The following is a 15,988-nucleotide window of genomic DNA, read 5'->3' as shown; positions in this document are numbered from 1 at the left end:
AGGAGCCACGCCGTCTGGCGCAGCAGCGGGAAGGGGATGCGGATCCAGGTCAGCAGCAGGTCGAGGGACAGCAGGACACAGATACCCGCGTCGATCCCGACCGGGAACACATAGGAGAAGTTCCCGAAGCCCTTCTTGATGGCCAGCTCACGGACAGCCGCGTACGAGCCGGCGAAGCCGATGCCGGCGATGATCAAGGCGCCGGACACGACCACGCCGATGAGTATGCGGTGCATCCGAGTCAGCGTCGGCCGTGCTTCCTTCTCCACCGCAGTCACCTCTGTTGACACTCTCCCGACTTGTCGAGCCTTGAACACCCCACACACTCGCATGACTTGGGTGCCTCGAAGACACTCCCCAGCTCCCTGACGGCAAATCGTCGACGAAAAGTGATCCGGGAGCGGCCGTCGCCAACCCCGGTGTCACCGACCGCAGCCACAAGATCACAGAGACGAGTGGCGGCACACCCCCCCGGTAAGACAACAAACGTACTGATTGCCTGAGTTGTCCGCAGCCCGGTTGTTGCTGTGGGGGAGTGATTGCGGCGCAATCACTCCCCCACAGCAACAACCGGGCCAACTCGGCCGCTAAGCTCACGTCCCACGTCAAGCAACAAACCCCACGGAGAAGTCCATGCCTCAGAAACCCGGACTCAAGCGCGATCTGGCAGCCGAGCGGGCGGCGCGCAAGGCGGCTACTCAGCAGGCTCGACTTGTGCCGCAGGGGCTGCCCACCGTGCGGCCCGACCAGTTGATGCCGAGCCCGGAGAACGGGCGCAAGAAGCTCCTCAAAATCGACGAGCTGGCGGACACTCTGCGCTCGGACGGTATGAACACGGCCATGACCGTCATCCCGCCGGATGTGTATGTCGAGGTCTATCCGCAACACAAGGAGGCCGTTGAGGCCCGAGTCGCTGCGGGGGTCCTGTTTGTCGTCCATCACGGCCATCGTCGTCTCGCCGCCGCGCTGGAGGCGGGTCTGAGCGAGGTTCCCATCCTGGTTCGGCGGGACGTCCCCAGTCTGCGCATCGCGGCGATCCAGGAAAACCTCCAGCGCATGGGACTCAACCCGATCGAAGAGGCGCTTGAGTTTCAAGAGGCCCTCAGTGAGGGCGACCAGGACGGGAAGCGTCTTTCCCAGCGAGAGCTGGCTCAGCGGGTCAGCTGCTCCCAGACCTACATCTCTCATCGGGTGGCACTGCTCCGACTCGTGCCGTCCCTCCGCCAGGCCGTCATCGATCACTGGCTGAAGGAGCAGCAGCTCCTGGAGAACTCCGCGGAGTCGGGTCCCGACGAGGGACGCCTTCTGCTGCCGGTACGGGAGGCGGCCACCGTATACGCCCGACTGCGGAACGACCTGCAGGAGGCCTTCGTCCGTGGGGAGCTGACGGCCCAGCAGGCCGCGGCGGCTTCCAAGCTGCCGGCCGACCAACAGGACATCGCCGGTGCAGCGGCTCCGAGTGATTGCGGCGCAATCACCGAAACGGCGCCGCCCACGTCGCCCCTGCCTGAGCCTCGTTCCGGTGAACCCGCTCAGGGGGCCTCAGCGCCGGCCACTCCTACCCTCGATTCGCGCACCAGCCGGCCCGAGCCCACTTCCGCCGGGCAGCCCGATCCCGTGGTGCCATCAAGTCCCGCGCCCAGCTCGAAGGCTGCGCCCACGTCAGCCGCGCCCACGTCCGCTGCCCCCGCTTCAGCCGCGCCCGCTTCAGCAGTGGCGACCGAGGAGCCGCGTGGCGTCATCGTCGTACGCAGCGTCGAGGATTTGGCACTCCGCATCCTGGATCTCCTGAGCGAAGCCGAGATCAAGGACCTGCAGGACCTCCTCTCCTCCTGAAGTCCCGCCCGGATCGCGCCCGCCGATTGCCATGGGCGGGGCGGCTGGTCATCGCACCTGTTCGACCTGTAACCTGCGCCCGGTACGGCTTCACCTTCGGGTCCGCCGTCACCACGTGGCGTCGACCAGTACAGGTCCTTGATTGCGGCGCAATCACCTCACGCCATGGACCCTGTTCCCTCGGGCATCTGAAAACCAAGGTGTGCCGCAGACACAGTGGCACTCTCAGCCCTATGCGTTCGCAAGGGCCCCTTCCATCCGCGCGCGAACTCTCACTGCTCAAGTGATTGCGCCGCAATCACAAGTGGAGGCTCACTCATGACTTCGTCCCGCAACCGCACCGCATCCGAGACGGCAAGCCGCATCGCTCAGGTCTTCGCACTCACCAACCAAAGCGGTGGCGCCGGAAAGACGACGTCGGCTGTCAACATCGGAGCCTGTGCGGCCGATCTGGGTTACACCGTCCTCGTCATCGACGCAGACGCGCAGTGCGATGCGTCGGCGGCCGTTGGCTACGACAACCCCGACGATCTGCCCAACCAGGCCAACCTCTACGACGCTCTCACAGGGGCAGCCAAGATCGAGGACGCTATTGTTCCGGCACTCGCCGGCCCCTACGAAGAGGATCGGACGGCCCAGATTCCGAACCTCTTCATCCTGCTCGGCTCCAGCGCGCTGGAGGAGGCAGAGCAGCTCCTCGCGCCCAAGACCGGCCGCGAGTTCTGGCTCAAGTCGCAGATCGAGCGGATCCGTGACACGTACGACCTGATCCTCATCGACTGCCCTGGCAACCTCGGCTTGATCGTCGTCAACGCGATCGTGGCCGCTGATGATGTCGTGGCCTGTGTGAAGCCGGGCTGGAAGGAACTCCGCGCCCTTACCCGGATGGAGGCGAAGATCGGGGAGATCGGGGAGACCTTCTCCGCGATGGGGGCTGGGGCCGCGCTGTCCAACATCCTCATCGTCGACTGCCCGACCACTCGTAACCAGGGGGCGGTGTACGACGACAGCCAGCAGCAGGCCAAGGAAGCCTACGAGGAACTCGTGTTGCCGACGGTTCGGCGCAGCCCTCGTATCCCCGAGGCCTATGCGGCGCAGAAGGTGCTGCGCTACTACGATCCGGTCACCGAGAACCCGTCGAAGCTCACGCCCCAGACGGCTCTGTCGGCTACCGACGACTACTACCTCGTGACCCAGGCCCTGGGATTCACTCGCAGGTAGTCACGGCAGCACCTGGTGGTTCGGCGGGAGGACTTCGGCCCTCCCGCCGACATCCCTGGGAGAGGCCCATCTCAGCCACCTGTTCCTGCCTTGATGATCTATTCCGAGGGGTCAGTGATCGTAGGCGATGGGCAGGCCCTGAAGGGTGCAGACCAGGCGCAGGTCCAGAAGAAGCGGCTGTGGCTGGCGCAGTAGCCGCATGCAGTAGCCGTATTCGGCCCAACCTGCCAGGTCGGAGCGTATGACGGTCTCGCGGGAGAAGCCGCATTCCATCGGGGTGGAGTCCACGACCGGCCGCCTTGCGCAGCCGCTCACTGTAGCCAGGCGGCTGAAAAACGATCCGGGACACCCTCGTTCTCGTCTCCGCAGGTACCCCTTGGACCACACCACCAGGAGGAACCAGTGTCATACCCGCAACAGCTCACCCCCGAGGAGAAGCTCGCCGACGCGAAGAAGCTGTTGAGCCTCCCGCCTATCGTCGCGATCTGCGGCTCCACCCGCTTCGTGACCGAGATGAACGAGGCCGATCTACGGGAGACCAAAGACGGAAAGATTGTCGTCAAACCGGGCATAGACATGAAGTCGCCGCACGAACTCTGGTCCGATCCTGTCGAGGCCGAGGCGCTGAAGGTTCGACTCGCCGGGCTGCACCAGGCGAAGATCCGGCTCGCTGATGAGGTGCTCGTAGTCGGCGACTACATCGGAGACAGCACCCGAACCGAAATCTCCTACGCCCGGTCACTGGGCAAGCCCGTGCGGTTCACGCACCCCGAAGTCGACCCTGACGCCTGACCACCCGCTATCACCTCGACAACCAGAGCCGGCAGCCCGCCGCCTGACCGGCTCGCAGTGGTTTCGGCCGCCGCCCAGCCCACACCCAGCGGTACTCACCACTCAGACCGCCAAGACCCGCTCGATGCGCCTCGCGACCAAGCTGGGTTCAGTGCCTGTTTCTGATCTGGGCATGACATGATCACCTGCGGCGTCTGGGCGTTTGCCCATCTCAGAGTTCGAACGGCGGGGTTTGGGTGGCGGGGGCGGCTGGTCGACTGCTGCTTGGCGCCGCACCCGGCTCATATTCGGTGCGGTGCGGCCCCGTCCTGCCAGCGGTAGAGGTCGCGCAGCAGGGAAATTTCGGCGCCGTGATGGATCAGCTCCCTGTTGACGTGCAGGACCCTGTTCTCCATGGGAAACGGCTCGGGACTCATCGCGGGCGGATTGTCTAGGTCGGCGTCCGAGAGTTCGCGGACCCCCGCGTTCCATCTCCCGTACATCTCATCGAGCTGTTTTAGCGCCTCGTCAGCGGTCCCCGCGTAGGCGAACGCCTCGGCGTCGAAGTCCAGGCCGCCGAAGTACCATCCGACCCGATAGCCCAGGCACGAGACGATGATGTGCGCCAGCCGCCAGGCAATCGTGGTCACCGGCGCCGGCTCTGGGGCAGGGGGCGCGAAGTCCATCGTCCACTCCCCTGAACCCGCCGACATCGGTGCGGCTGACGTGCCACGTGGGCGGACGCTCCAGCAGCCGCGCACCGGCTCCCAGAAGTACTCCTCGTCGGTAAGACCGTCCAGCCGTGGCCGCAGGTTCTTGCGCCAGTACCAGTCCAACTGCTCCACGAGCCGCTCGCTTCTTGTCATTTCCGCACACTACAGACCCGTCGAGCAGGAGCGTGCCGGCTTGGTGGACGCAGCAAGACTCCGGCTATGCCGTCCGGCAGCGCGACCTGGGATTTCTGGGCAACAGGACACCGGTCTCGATGTTGCCGGTTGCGCTGATGAAGTCGTCGTGGTGGTGCGAGAATTGGGCTGACTTGAGGGCCCGGTGACTTCTCGGTGGCACTGCTGACCGTCAGTGCCGATCGGATCAGTCGCGGTGGGCCTCGCGGGAGGCCGGCTGTCCGCTCCTGCGAGAGCTTCGGCGGGTGATGCGCCTGGTCATCAAGGTGATTGCGGCCCAGGTGATGAGCGATTCGGAGTGTTGGAGAGTTCGCTGGATCTGACCAGCCGGACAAAGGTCAGGCCGGCCGGGCTTCGAAGAGCACGAACCGGACGGTGTCGGCGTGTCGCTGAGCCGCCGGCGATCTGCGCTCGGAGGCACGGGGCATCGGCTGTTCACCCTGCAGGAGCTTGGCCAGTTCGCCGTCGACGTCGACCTTGCCGGTGTCCACGGCTGTCTCGATCCAGTCCAGCGTCGCCCTCACACGTGCGACGTTCTCGTGCACGATCACGCGTTCGTCGTCGCAGAGCTGGCGGTCGCGCATTCCGGGGACGACCCGGCCGGCCGCCGCGACGAACGCATGGCAGACGGTGACCAGGTCCAAGAACTCCACCGACCGGTCGATGTCGCGGATCGCGGGGGCGACGGGGCTGGTCTCCTCGAGGTGCTGCTTACTGCCCCAGATCCACCCCTCACTGGAACAGGTCCTCAGCCTGCGGGCACGGTCAGGGCCACAGCACACAGAGGCGCAAGGCCGACTGGCGGCAGCCGATCAGCCTGCTGCGGGCGCTGGCGTCGAGGATGGCCGAACGGCTGGTCGGGGAAGTCTTCGCCGCGTTGGACGAGCAGAGCGTGACAGTCCCTGGGACCGAGGCGGCCGCGCTCGGCGACCCGGACTCCGGGGCCTGTACGACGGGAAGATCGGCCGGGGCAAGTACCACGCCCGGGCCCGGCCTCGCCAGGGGGGCCGACGTCCTCTTCACCGTGCTCCGCGGCGGCACCTTCCGCGAATCCCAACCAGCCAAGGCACCCGGTTCCGGCGGATACGCAGGCGGCGGAAGCCGCGGAGGTGGGTGCTGGTGCGCTTCACGGACCGGGCGGCGCCGCGGATTCCGCGGGTGGCCCGCGTGGGGGAGAAGACGGTCACCGCCCGGGGCCGGCCTGTCGACTCGCGGCGAAGGGGCTTCTCAAGAGGGCAGCCGTCCATGCTCAACCCCATGCCGAAGGTGCATCGGACTATGATTTCTTGGCTTCATGTGCTATGGGCAGATGCCTGCCGGGGGGGGGACGCCTCCAGACGCATCCCCCTCTCCTCGCCACAGGCCTGAACACAGGCCGCCACGCCCGGGAATCGACGAGGAGGCCGGAGCGCGTACTACCTCGGTCACTGCCCATGCGCTTCTCAGCGCGCACACTGTTCATCACGCCTGAGCGAATGTGCTCGCCAGGTGATGGCGGGAAGATCGGCCTCAGGGGCGCTGAGTGAGCGGATCACTACGAAGCGATGTCCGGTGCTGGGTCGCTTCGGTCGCTTCGGTCGCTGGGCGGGAAGCGGCAGCGACTGAAGGGGAGCGACTGAGGAGTGTTTCAGTCGCTGGTCTTCGAAGCAGAAAAACCGCAGGTCAGAGCGTTGCGATAGAAAAAGCAGCGACTGAAGCGACCGAAGGTCCCCATATATGAGAGACATGGCGTGTGCTCGTGTGCGTCATATATAGAAGCCTTCAGTCGCTTCAGTCGCTGTTCTGGTTGTTGCACAGCCTCTGACCTGGTGTTTTCTCTTGGGCCTGAGACCAGCGACTGAAGCCGCTTCAGTCGCTGCCCCACTGCTTCGGTAGCTGGGCCGCGCCCCTCATGCCCCAACATGAACACGGCGTCAACCCTCTTGCCGAGGTGCTCCCACCTCCACCAGGCCGTATTCGCTAGTCTGTGTCCGTCGTTGAGTCGCTTCGGTCGCTGATGGGGGGTCCTTGTGCCTGCTGAACTGCAGTTCCGTCCCAGCGACTCACCGCAGCCCGCCCGCGGGCCCTCGGTCTCGGAGCTGTCTCTGGCCACCGCCCAGTGGTGTGCCCGACGGGGCTGGCCGGTCCACCCGCTCGCGGCAGGCCGGAAGACCCCGGCCGCAAACTGCAGCGACTGTCGCACGCACCCCCATGCCGCCGCAGGCTGCGCCTGTCTTCGCGAAGGCCGCTGGTGCCACGGCTTCCACGCCGCCACCCTGAACCAGAGCCTCATCAAGCAGTGGTGGGGCGCCCATCCGGAGTTCGGCATCGGCGTCGCCTGCGGAACCGCGGGCCTCGTGGTCATCGACATCGATGCCCATTCCACGGAGACCCCGGCCCGGGACCGGCTCCTGCCGGGCATCCCCATCGGGGACCAGGTGGACCTCACGGGCCTGGCCAACGGCTTCCACACCCTCGCCGTACTCGCCGCCCTGCGAGGCCAGCCCAGCCCGGCCGACGACACCGCCACCCTGCGGGTGCGCACCCCCTCCGGCGGGCTCCACGTCTGGTACCGGGCCACCGACAACCGCCGGTGGCTCTCCTCTGTCGGCTCTGGCAAGGGCCGCGCCCTGGCCTGGCAGGTCGACATCCGGGCCCACGGGAGCTACATCATCGCCCCGGGGACCACCACCAGGCAGGGCTCCTACATCCCCGTCGGCACCACCAGGGAACCGGCGCCGCTGCCCGCCTGGCTGGCCCGGGAACTCGACCGTACGGGCCATCTGCCCGCGCCGAACGTCCCCGCGCCCCGCCCGGTGCCGCCCCGCGCCCAGCAGGCCGTCCTGGCCGCCGGAGGCGGCCCCCAGCACACGCTCGCGGCCGTTCTCGCGCCCGTAGAGGACTGCGGCCAGGTCGCCGAGGGCGCAGGCTTCTCCGAGGCCCTCAACCGGGCCGCGTACACCCTGGGGGGTCTCGTCGCGGCCGGTCGCCTCCCGCGGGAAGAGGCCGAGCAGGCCCTCCGGAGGGCCGCCATGGAAGCGCGCCCCGGTCAGGAGGCGCGCATCGAACAGACCATCCGCAGCGGCCTTGCCGCCGGCCTGAAGAAGCCACTGCACGCCACCGGGAGCCGCTCGTGACATCGCCGCGCCCCGACACGCTCTTCGAATTCGACCCCGAAGCCGTGGCCGCCCAGATCCGTGACCAGACCGCGGCGGCCGTTCCCCTGCCGGCCCAGTCGGCGACGGAACGTCCCCCGCTCGAGGCGACCGCGCACGGGCTGCTTCCCGACACCCTTTCCGACCGCGGCAACGCCAAGCTGTTCGTGAGGCTCTACTCCAACGACTACCGGCACGTGCCCGGCATCGGCTGGTACCGGTGGGACACCACCCGCTGGCAGATCGACGAGGACGACACGGTGCTGTGGGCGGCCGGTGACCTCGCCGAGAACATCGCCACGCACGACGCCCGCGGCGTCTTCACCACCGGTGCCCTCCAGCAGCACCGCCGGCGGGCCCTGTCCACGACCGGCATCAACGCCATGCTGACCCAGGCCAAGTCGGCCCCCGGGATGGTGCTGAACGCCGCCCTGCTGGACGCCGACCCCTATGCTCTGTGCACTCCGGACGGCATCGTCGACCTGCGCACCAGCCTGATCAAGAGCCCCGATCCGAACACGGATTTCCACTCCCGGTCCACCACCGTGAGCCCGCAGCCGATGTCCACCCCCCGCTGGGAGACGTTCCTGACCGACACCTTCGGCAACGACACCGAGGGCCGGGAGATGATCTCCTACCTGCAGCTCCTGCTCGGGTACTCCGTCACGGGCGACGTCGGAGGCCAGGTGCTGCCCTTCCTGTTCGGTTCCGGCAAGAACGGCAAGTCCGTGCTGCTGGACGTCCTGATGAAGCTGCTCGGCGACTACGCGGACGCGGCCCCGCCCGGCTTCCTCATGGCCCGTCCCTACGAGGGGCACCCGACGGACCTCGCCGAACTGCACGGCCGACGCGTGATCGTCTGCTCGGAGGTCAAGCCCGGAGACAAGTTCGACGAGGCCCGCGTCAAGCTCCTCACCGGCGGCGACCGGATCAAGGCCCGCCGTATGCGGCAGGACTTCTTCAGCTTCGAACCCACGCACAAGCTCTGGCTGCTGGGCAACCACCGACCCGAGGTCGGCACGGGTGGCTTCGCCTTCTGGCGCCGTATGCGCCTGATCCCCTTCGAGCGGGTCGTCCCGGACCACCGCAAGATCGACAACCTGGCGGACATCCTCGTCACGGAGGAAGGCCCTGGGATTCTGGGCTGGCTCATCGAGGGCGCTCGGCGGTACCTCGCCGGCGCCCGTGACCTGACCGGCCCCGAGCGGGTACGGATCGCCACCACGGCCTACGCCGAGACCGAGGACCACACCGGCCGCTTCTACGAGGAGTGCTGCTGTCTGGCTCCCGAACTCCGGGCCGAGCAGACGGCGCTCTACGCGGCCTACAAGAGTTGGTGCCAGAATGAGGGGGTACCGGCGATGTCCTCCCGCGCGTTCGCCTCCCGGACCAGGGAACTCGTGGGGCTGGCCTCGCCCAAGGAGATGATCCTGTCCAACCAGCGCAAGCACTACCCGGGCATCGGACTACTCACCGACGAGGAGAGGGAAGCCGGCTGATGAGCTCTCTGATCACTGAGGACGAAATCAGCCACGAGATCGAGTTCGTGTGGCTGGAGGACATCGGCGAACTCGACTACGTCCGCCAGAGCCTCGATCGGCTGCCCACGCGCAAGGGCCGCCCCGCCTACCACCGGGACGGGCGGATGGTGGGCTACGCCCTGCTCGGCCCCACAGCCAAGCCCTCCCGGGCCTCGGGCACGTTCCGCCGACGCGTCTTCTGGCTCCTGCCCCATGACCGTGACAGCCAGCCCGGTGGTCTGTACGCCAAGAGCGCGCCCGCGGAGGCGGTGGACCCCCGCACCCTCGCGCCCCGGGTGAAGGGCTTCAAGACGGAGAGATCCGAGGGCGGTCCGCCCTCCACGGCGATGCAGCAGCTGGGTATAACGCTGCCCCTGTGACGATCCCGGCCGGTGGCCGAGGAGACGGTGAGCAGCCGGGGGAGGGGCGGCCCTGTTCCGGGCGCCCCTCCGGGGACGGCCTCGACGTGTGCTCCCGGGCCACTCGTCTCAGCCGAGGTTGTAGCCAGCGGCGGAACCGTATCGCCGGACTGCGCCCGCCCGCCGGGCCGCCACGGCGGTGAACGGCGACAGGTCCCTGCCGGCGTCGACTCGCGGCCGGCGCCGCGCCGGGACCGGAGCGGCCTGCGGAGACAGGACCGTACGGGCGGCGGGGTCGCGGCGGAACGCGACCAGGGCCGCGTCGTCCAGGGACCGGCCCCCGGTGTGGCGCAGCAGGTCCTCACGGAGGTAGGAGACGAGGGAGTCGGGATCCCCGCCGGGCCAGGCGGCGATGCGCTCGGCGAGCGGGTAGAAGCGCCCCGACCCGTCACGGGCCTCCAGGACCCCGTCGGTGCACAGCAGCACGATGTCGCCGGGTGCGCAGGCAATGGTCCCGATCTGTACGTGGGCGGACGAGATGCCCAGCCCCAGTGGAGGCGCCGCCTCGGGAAGCGCGGGGGAGACCACCCGGCCGTCACGGACGATGACCGGTGCGGGATGCCCGCACATGGCGACCCGGAGCGGCCCGTCCTCGTCGGGCACCTCCAGGAGGAGGGCGGTGACGAACTCCTCGCCGTCCCGCGACACGCCGCCCGGATCGGGTACGGCGACCAGGGTGTCGTCCAGGGTGGCCATCAGGTCGTCGAGGGCGGGCGTCTGGTGTGCGGTGGCGTGGAAGGCGCCCAGCACGAGCGCCGCCTCACCGACGGCGTTCATGCCCTTGCCCCGCACGTCACCGATCAGCAACCGGGTCTTCTTCCCGGACCGTGCGGCGGCGTAGAGGTCACCGCCCATGACCGCCTCGGCCTCGGCCGCGAGGTAGACGGAGGCGATCTCGATCCGCCCCAGCCGGTCGGGCAGGGGCCTGAGCACGGCCTTCTGCGCAGCGAGTGCCAGGGACCGCGCATGGCTGTAGCGCCGGCTGTAGTGCTCGCGAATGTGCGCGAAGACCACGACGAACGCGGATACGGCGATCAGGGCGGCGATCTCCACGGTTCCGTGGGGATGAGAAGGCCTCGTGTCCTGTATGTCCGCGGCGATCTCGGCCGCCACGGCCAGCACCCCGATGGCCGCGGTGGCCCGGGGGCGGGCGAACGAGGCGGTGATCGCCGGCGCCACGACCAGAAAGGGCGTCATGCTCACGTCGGACGGGGTCAGCACGTCCACGAGCGTGATGACCACGATCAGCAGCACGGGGACGGAGACCGGCCAATACCGCCGCCCGCGGCCCCAGCCGGCAGGAGGTGCGGGACTCACGACCTCCCCTGTCAGGGCCGGCCGGCTGCTCCGGTTGCACCCGCCCGTCTCATCTCCTGGGGTGACCGGTGAGCGGCGGCGGATGCCTCGCAGGGCGGTGGTGTGGAAATCGTCCACGAGATGACCTCGCCTCGACTCGACATGTCCTTCCTGAACCAGATTGCCGAGGAATGCGCCGATTCACGCTAGGTGCTTTCCCTAGGGTGTCGCCCGGGTGTCCCCTTCGCCGGCCCCGGCTCCGGAAGGAGGGGGCCGGACCGGGGACCACGGTGCGGTGCGGGGTTTCACGGTGCGGCGAGGGCGACCGTCGGCGAGGTGCGGGCGGCACGCAGCGCCGGATACAGCCCCGCGATCATGCCGATCACCGCGGTGGCTCCCACCCCGCCGGCCAGGGCGGCCAGGGGGATCGCGGTGGGCCAGCCCTGGCTCACCGCGTACCCGGCGGTAACGCCCGAGCCGAGGGCCGCCCCGGTCAGCCCGCCGAGGCAGGACAGCAGCAGCGCCTCCACGAGGAACTGCCGGGAGATGTGCCGTCGTGCCGCGCCCAGGGAGCGGCGCAGACCGATCTCCCCGCGCCGCTCCATCACGGCGATGACCATGGTGTTGGCCACGCCGATCCCGCCGACGAGCAGGGCCACCGCGCCCAGCCCGACCAGCAGCCCGGTGAAGGAGGCGTCGGCGGCCTGCCGGGCCTTCAGCGCGTCCGAGGGCCGGCTGATGGCGACGTACTGCGGGTTTTCCGGATTGGCGGCCCGGGCCAGCATGCCCCGCACCGTCGTCACGAGGTCGTCCGCGGAGCGCTCGTAGACCTGGGTCGGATGGCCGTCGTAACCCAGGTACCGCTCGGCCGCCTTGTTGGTGACGAGCACGGACGTGTCGAGGCCGGGGGCCAGCGGGGCCGGATCGAGGATGCCGAGCACGGTGAAGTACCGGTTGCCGATCCACACCTGCTCTCCCGGGTTCGTGACGCCCAGCCGGGACGCCGCGCGCCGGCCGAGGACGGCCGTCGGGTAGCGGTCCGGGGCCTGGTTCAGCCAGCCGCCCCAGTTCATGGTCGCCTTCAGGGTCCGCAGCAGACCGGTGTCGGTGGCCAGGACGGTCAGTGAGTTCGTCTCCGCCTCGTCCACGTGCGCGTTGCGGTAGGCGTTGACCTCCTGCAGATTTCCCGTGCCGCTGACGGCGTCCACACCGTCCGCCCGGGCGATGGTCTGCACGGCGGTCACGGGCAGCGGAACCAGAGTCCCGGTGTCCGGGTTCGTCCCCGGTGCCACTACCAGCAGGTTGGTGCCGAGCTTGTTCAGCTCGGCGTTCAGCTGGGCCTGGCTGGAGGCGGAGATGCCGATGACGGCGATCATCGCGGCGATGCCGATGGCGATGCCGGCCGCGGACAGTACGGCGCGCAGGGGCCGGGTGCTCAGACCGCTGGCGCCGAGCCGCATCAGGTCCGCGGCCCGCAGGCGTGAGTTCGTGAGGTCGGCGTGGCTCATCCGTGGCCTCCGGCCGCTTCGGGTACGGGGGCTGCGGTCACGGTGTCACGCAGGAGGCGCCCGTCACGCATGACCAGCCGCCTCGGCAGGCTTTTCGCCAGGTCGTTGTCGTGCGTGATGACCACCACGGTGGTGCCGGAGGCGTTCAGTTCCCGCAGCAGGCTCACCACCAGGGCACCGGCCTGACTGTCCAGCGCCCCCGTGGGCTCGTCCGCCAGCAGCAGCGCCGGGTCGCCCACCACGGCCCGGGCGATCGCCACACGCTGCCGTTCGCCGCCGGAGAGCTGGTGGGGCCGGTGGTCGAGGCGGTGGCCGAGCCCGACCCGGTGCAGGGCGGCGGCGGCGCGGTCACGGCGCCGCCGCCGGGGCAGGCCCGTGTACAGCAGCCCGTCGGCGACGTTGTCCAGGGCCCGTGTTCCCTTGGCGAGGTGGAACTGCTGGAAGACGAAGCCGATGCGGTACGCGCGCAGGGCGGACAGCTTCCGGTCGTCGAGGCGGTCCACCTGGTGCCCGTCCACGATCACCTGGCCCGAGGTGGGACGGTCCAGGGTGCCGACGAGGTTGAGCAGGGTGGACTTGCCGGATCCCGAGGGCCCGACGACGGCGAGGAGTTCCCCGGCCGCGATCGTCGTCGTTACGTCGGTCAGCGCGTCGACCCGGTGGGGTCCCGATCCGTAGGCCCGGCCGGCTTGCCTCAGGGTCACCACGGCGTCGCGGGAAACGCGCGGGGCCTGCGTGGTGTCATGGCCGAGAGCCGTCACAGTTTGGGCACCCCCACCCGCATGCCTTCCTTGAGGTCCGGGCCGCTCACCTCGACGCGCCCGTTGGCGAACGCCCCGGTCTTCACCGGCACCAGCTTGACGATCGCGCCGTCGACGACCTCCACCGTGTAGCCGTCGCCGGAGTCCGGCATGAGCGCGGTGACCGGGACGGACAGCACGTTCCGGACCACGGTCCGCTTCAGCACCACCGCCACGTCCGCGTTCTGGAGCTTGGCCACCGAGTGTTGTGAGGCCAGCTGAACGGTGATCGGGACGACCTTCTTGTCGCCCTCAGCGTTCTTCAGGGTGCCGACCGACGAGATGGCTCCGGGTGTCCGTGTGCCGTCCGGGAGTTCGACGTCCACCTTCGCCCCCTTGACGGCCATCTGCTGGTCCTCCTCGGGGACCTGCGCCGAGACGAGCTGCTGGGATCCACTGGCGCGCAGCACTTCCTGCCCGGCGGTGGCGGGATCACCCGTGTGCGCCTGGACGTCCGCGATCCGCAGCGGGCCCGATGCGAACACCACCCGGCCCAGCTCGATCCTGCCGGTCTGCGGCAGGCCGGTGTTCTTCTGCCAGCGCTTCACCGCGGCCTCGGTCTTGCCGCTGAACTCGTCGTCCACGGTGAAGCCGGTGTAGCCCAGCTCGGCGAGGCTCTCCTCCAGCATGCGGACGTCCTCGCCGTCCGACATGCCAGGCTTGAACTCCCGCCATGCCGGGAGTGCTCCGTGCAGCAGGATCACGGGTGTGTCGTCGACCGAGTAGAGCCGCCGGCCCATCTCGACGACGCTGTTGCTTCCGGGTACCCAGGTGATGACCCCGGCGAGGTGGTTCGTGATCCCGCGGGCGCCGGAGAAACGCACCGTGCCGGGTGTGATCACCTGCGACACCAGGTCCCCCCGGGCGACCTTCTCGGTGGCGGCCGGCAGGTGCCGTTTCGAGGCGGCCGGCCGGTCGGAGGGGTCCGCCCGCAGGAACGCCGTTCCGGCGACGACCGCGACGAGCACCACTCCTGTTGCGGCGGCGACGACGACGAACTGCCGGCGTCGGCCGCGGGGAGGCGTCTCGGTCACTTGTCCTGCCCCGTCTTGATGTACTTGTCCATCTCGTCACTGATCGAACGGCAGGCCTTCTGGGCCAGCTTGAACGCCGGGTCGTCGCCGTTCAACGCGATGCCTCCGTTCTTCGGCTTCGGGGGCTCCCAGCCGTGGTCGCGCTCGCACTTGAGGAGCTTGACCCTGAGTGCGTCAAACTTCTCCGGATTGGTGATCGTGACCCCACCACCGGCCGTTTGGGGTCCGGCGCCGCCGCCGCACTGCTTCTTGGCCTTGTCCAGAACCGTCTGCGGCACGCCGTCGGGTACTCGCGGTTGCTCGCCCGGCTTCGGATCCTCGACCTGGACACCGTTCTTCCGCATGCAGGCGGCGAACTCGACCCCGTCCGAGCCGCTCCCCGACGAGGAGTCGTCGCCGCTTCCCTGTGAGCCCTTGCCCGCCGAGGAATGGCTGCCGCTTCCCTCCTGCTTGCCGCTGCCGCCGCAAGCCACCGCACCAGCTCCGAGCAGCAGTACGGCAGCCGAGGCGGTGAGTCCCCGGGACCAGGCGTGAACCCGCGTGTACATGGGCGCCTCCAGACGCCGGCCCCGTGACGTGGGGGCCGGCACAGACGAATGTGGACGCGGCAGCGGAAGCCATGGAGGACCATCAGTCCCGGCTGCCGGCCGCGGCCCCATTCGAGCAGGGACCCGGTTGCGCGGTGCTCAGGAGAATTCCTTACCTCGACGCAATACGCGCGCCGCGCGCCACCGTGGCCCGGCGGGGCCTCCCGGTCGGGGTGCGCCCCGACGCACGACGCGCCGGAGGTGACGGTGGGGAGGGCAGGTCCGCTCCGATCCGTGCCGCGGGGAGTCGTTCACCCGTGGTTTCCGTCCCTGACCGACGTAATAAACAGACGCCAACCGGTCGTCGAAGAGTCAGACCAGGAATGGATTGGACCCGATTTCCGGAAATGCTCATCGCGGGTGAGCGATTATCTGCGGGAAATACCTCGGCCGGCCGCGGAAATGGGGCGGATGAACCCCTTCCCGGGCCGGCCTGCGTCGGCTCGCTCACTACGTGATGCAGTGGTGTCCCACGCTCGCGCAGTTTCACCGGCGTCGAGGATCGTCAGACCTCCAGGCTATTCGCTATGCGCTTGAGAGCGTGCCGGGCGAGAGCGAGATTGCTGCGGGACCGGTCGAGCGCGAGGTAGATGAACAAGCCCCCGCCACTGCCCGTGGTCAGGCGAATCAGGTGGTACTGCTCGCCCAGGGTGATCAGTATGTCCTCGACCGAGTCGTTCATCCCGAGGGCGTTGAGCGTGCGGCTCTTCGCCCGGACGACCTCGGTGTTGCCCGCCGCCGCGACTTCCAGGTCGAGGTCCCGGCCACCCCCGAGCGTTCCCAGGGACATACCGCTCTCACAATCGACGACGGCCACGCCGATTGCGCCGTCGGTCGCCATGGCTTCCTTCAGTGCTGTCTCGATTCTCATGCTAATACCCTTCTTGACGGGATGACACTGATGGCACGTCAGAAAATGGCTCGACAGATGACCTTTTCCGATGTTTGCCGACTAAA

Annotated in this window: 14 protein-coding genes and 3 pseudogenes; 6 read left to right on the top strand and 11 right to left on the bottom strand. The window is 68.6% G+C overall.

Annotated features, from left to right (window positions below; all coding sequences use genetic code 11):
• Positions 1–236: DUF2637 domain-containing protein (locus ACZ7FF_RS39240; protein WP_470818782.1), on the bottom strand; the 236-nt coding region annotated here is incomplete at its 3' end.
• Between the two features lie 397 nt (positions 237–633).
• On the opposite strand from ACZ7FF_RS39240, the gene ACZ7FF_RS39235 reads away from it, so the two are divergent.
• Together ACZ7FF_RS39235 and ACZ7FF_RS39230 are read left to right on the top strand one after the other, a co-directional pair.
• Complete coding sequence (locus ACZ7FF_RS39235) at positions 634–1,836, top strand: ParB/RepB/Spo0J family partition protein (RefSeq protein WP_470818780.1); 1,203 nt, start codon at positions 634–636, stop codon at positions 1,834–1,836.
• A 318-nt stretch (positions 1,837–2,154) separates the two neighbouring features.
• A complete protein-coding gene (locus ACZ7FF_RS39230) occupies positions 2,155–3,057 on the top strand; it encodes a ParA family protein (protein WP_470818779.1) in 903 nt (300 codons plus the stop codon).
• A 120-nt stretch (positions 3,058–3,177) separates the two neighbouring features.
• Here the strand turns inward: ACZ7FF_RS39230 and ACZ7FF_RS39225 are convergent.
• Positions 3,178–3,348 (bottom strand): annotated as a pseudogene (locus tag ACZ7FF_RS39225) (IS982 family transposase); the annotation flags it as partial.
• Positions 3,349–3,459: 111 nt separating this feature from the next.
• Here ACZ7FF_RS39225 and ACZ7FF_RS39220 point away from each other — a divergent pair.
• Positions 3,460–3,849, top strand: a complete 390-nt coding sequence (locus ACZ7FF_RS39220) for a hypothetical protein (RefSeq protein WP_470818777.1) — start codon at positions 3,460–3,462, stop codon at positions 3,847–3,849.
• 281 nt (positions 3,850–4,130) lie between these two features.
• Here ACZ7FF_RS39220 and ACZ7FF_RS39215 read toward each other — a convergent pair whose 3' ends face one another.
• The 3 genes and pseudogenes from ACZ7FF_RS39215 to ACZ7FF_RS39205 form a co-directional block, all read right to left on the bottom strand.
• Complete coding sequence (locus ACZ7FF_RS39215) at positions 4,131–4,694, bottom strand: DinB family protein (protein WP_470818775.1); 564 nt, start codon at positions 4,692–4,694, stop codon at positions 4,131–4,133.
• 380 nt (positions 4,695–5,074) lie between these two features.
• A pseudogene (locus tag ACZ7FF_RS39210) lies at positions 5,075–5,161 on the bottom strand (RacP protein); the annotation flags it as partial.
• Positions 5,162–5,167: 6 nt separating this feature from the next.
• Positions 5,168–5,440: pseudogene (locus tag ACZ7FF_RS39205) on the bottom strand (DUF6192 family protein); the annotation flags it as partial.
• Positions 5,441–6,742: 1,302 nt separating this feature from the next.
• On the opposite strand from ACZ7FF_RS39205, the gene ACZ7FF_RS39200 reads away from it, so the two are divergent.
• Genes ACZ7FF_RS39200 through ACZ7FF_RS39190 form a run of 3 tightly spaced genes read left to right on the top strand, consistent with a single transcriptional unit; the run spans position 6,743 to position 9,767 of the window.
• On the top strand, positions 6,743–7,849 hold the full coding sequence (locus tag ACZ7FF_RS39200) for a bifunctional DNA primase/polymerase (protein WP_470818774.1): 1,107 nt from the start codon (positions 6,743–6,745) through the stop codon (positions 7,847–7,849).
• Positions 7,846–9,366: a DNA primase family protein gene (locus ACZ7FF_RS39195; protein ID WP_470818772.1), complete on the top strand. Its 1,521-nt coding sequence runs from the start codon at positions 7,846–7,848 to the stop codon at positions 9,364–9,366. Before ACZ7FF_RS39200 ends, ACZ7FF_RS39195 begins: the two co-directional genes overlap by 4 nt.
• Entirely contained in the window at positions 9,366–9,767 is a 402-nt protein-coding gene (locus ACZ7FF_RS39190; RefSeq protein ID WP_470818770.1) for a DUF6009 family protein, read from the top strand. The genes ACZ7FF_RS39195 and ACZ7FF_RS39190 overlap by 1 nt, the downstream gene beginning before the upstream one ends.
• Positions 9,768–9,875: 108 nt before the next feature.
• On the opposite strand, the gene ACZ7FF_RS39185 is transcribed toward ACZ7FF_RS39190, so the two are convergent.
• The 6 genes from ACZ7FF_RS39185 to ACZ7FF_RS39160 all read right to left on the bottom strand — a co-directional run bounded on the left by ACZ7FF_RS39185 (position 9,876) and on the right by ACZ7FF_RS39160 (position 15,902).
• Positions 9,876–11,123, bottom strand: coding sequence for a PP2C family protein-serine/threonine phosphatase (locus ACZ7FF_RS39185; RefSeq protein WP_470818768.1), 1,248 nt, complete (start codon positions 11,121–11,123; stop codon positions 9,876–9,878).
• 284 nt (positions 11,124–11,407) lie between these two features.
• Positions 11,408–12,610 carry an ABC transporter permease gene (locus tag ACZ7FF_RS39180; protein ID WP_470818766.1) on the bottom strand — a complete coding sequence of 401 codons (1,203 nt, stop codon included), beginning with the start codon at positions 12,608–12,610 and terminating at the stop codon, positions 11,408–11,410.
• Positions 12,607–13,371, bottom strand: a complete 765-nt coding sequence (locus tag ACZ7FF_RS39175) for an ABC transporter ATP-binding protein (protein ID WP_470818765.1) — start codon at positions 13,369–13,371, stop codon at positions 12,607–12,609. The genes ACZ7FF_RS39180 and ACZ7FF_RS39175 overlap by 4 nt, the downstream gene beginning before the upstream one ends.
• The gene (locus ACZ7FF_RS39170) at positions 13,368–14,444 is read right to left on the bottom strand and encodes a peptidoglycan-binding protein (RefSeq protein ID WP_470818763.1); all 1,077 of its coding nucleotides are present in this window, start codon (positions 14,442–14,444) and stop codon (positions 13,368–13,370) included. Before ACZ7FF_RS39170 ends, ACZ7FF_RS39175 begins: the two co-directional genes overlap by 4 nt.
• Entirely contained in the window at positions 14,441–14,917 is a 477-nt protein-coding gene (locus ACZ7FF_RS39165) for a hypothetical protein (RefSeq protein ID WP_470818761.1), read from the bottom strand. Before ACZ7FF_RS39165 ends, ACZ7FF_RS39170 begins: the two co-directional genes overlap by 4 nt.
• 619 nt (positions 14,918–15,536) lie before the next feature.
• Entirely contained in the window at positions 15,537–15,902 is a 366-nt protein-coding gene (locus ACZ7FF_RS39160; protein ID WP_470818759.1) for a hypothetical protein, read from the bottom strand.
• Positions 15,903–15,988 lie beyond the last annotated feature (86 nt).

It is taken from the genome of Streptomyces sp. NPDC037126, from assembly GCF_055605965.1.
This window is presented reverse-complemented; position numbering and strand designations above follow the sequence as displayed.

What these genes read in the sequence shown, in the direction of transcription:
- ACZ7FF_RS39235 (WP_470818780.1), top strand. Translation starts at nt 634, where the DNA reads ATGCCTCAGAAACCCGGACTCAAGCGCGATCTGGCAGCCGAGCGGGCG.
- ACZ7FF_RS39230 (WP_470818779.1), top strand. Translation starts at nt 2,155, where the DNA reads ATGACTTCGTCCCGCAACCGCACCGCATCCGAGACGGCAAGCCGCATC.
- ACZ7FF_RS39215 (WP_470818775.1), bottom strand. Translation starts at nt 4,694, where the DNA reads ATGACAAGAAGCGAGCGGCTCGTGGAGCAGTTGGACTGGTACTGGCGC.
- ACZ7FF_RS39190 (WP_470818770.1), top strand. Translation starts at nt 9,366, where the DNA reads ATGAGCTCTCTGATCACTGAGGACGAAATCAGCCACGAGATCGAGTTC.
- ACZ7FF_RS39180 (WP_470818766.1), bottom strand. Translation starts at nt 12,610, where the DNA reads ATGAGCCACGCCGACCTCACGAACTCACGCCTGCGGGCCGCGGACCTG.
- ACZ7FF_RS39160 (WP_470818759.1), bottom strand. Translation starts at nt 15,902, where the DNA reads ATGAGAATCGAGACAGCACTGAAGGAAGCCATGGCGACCGACGGCGCA.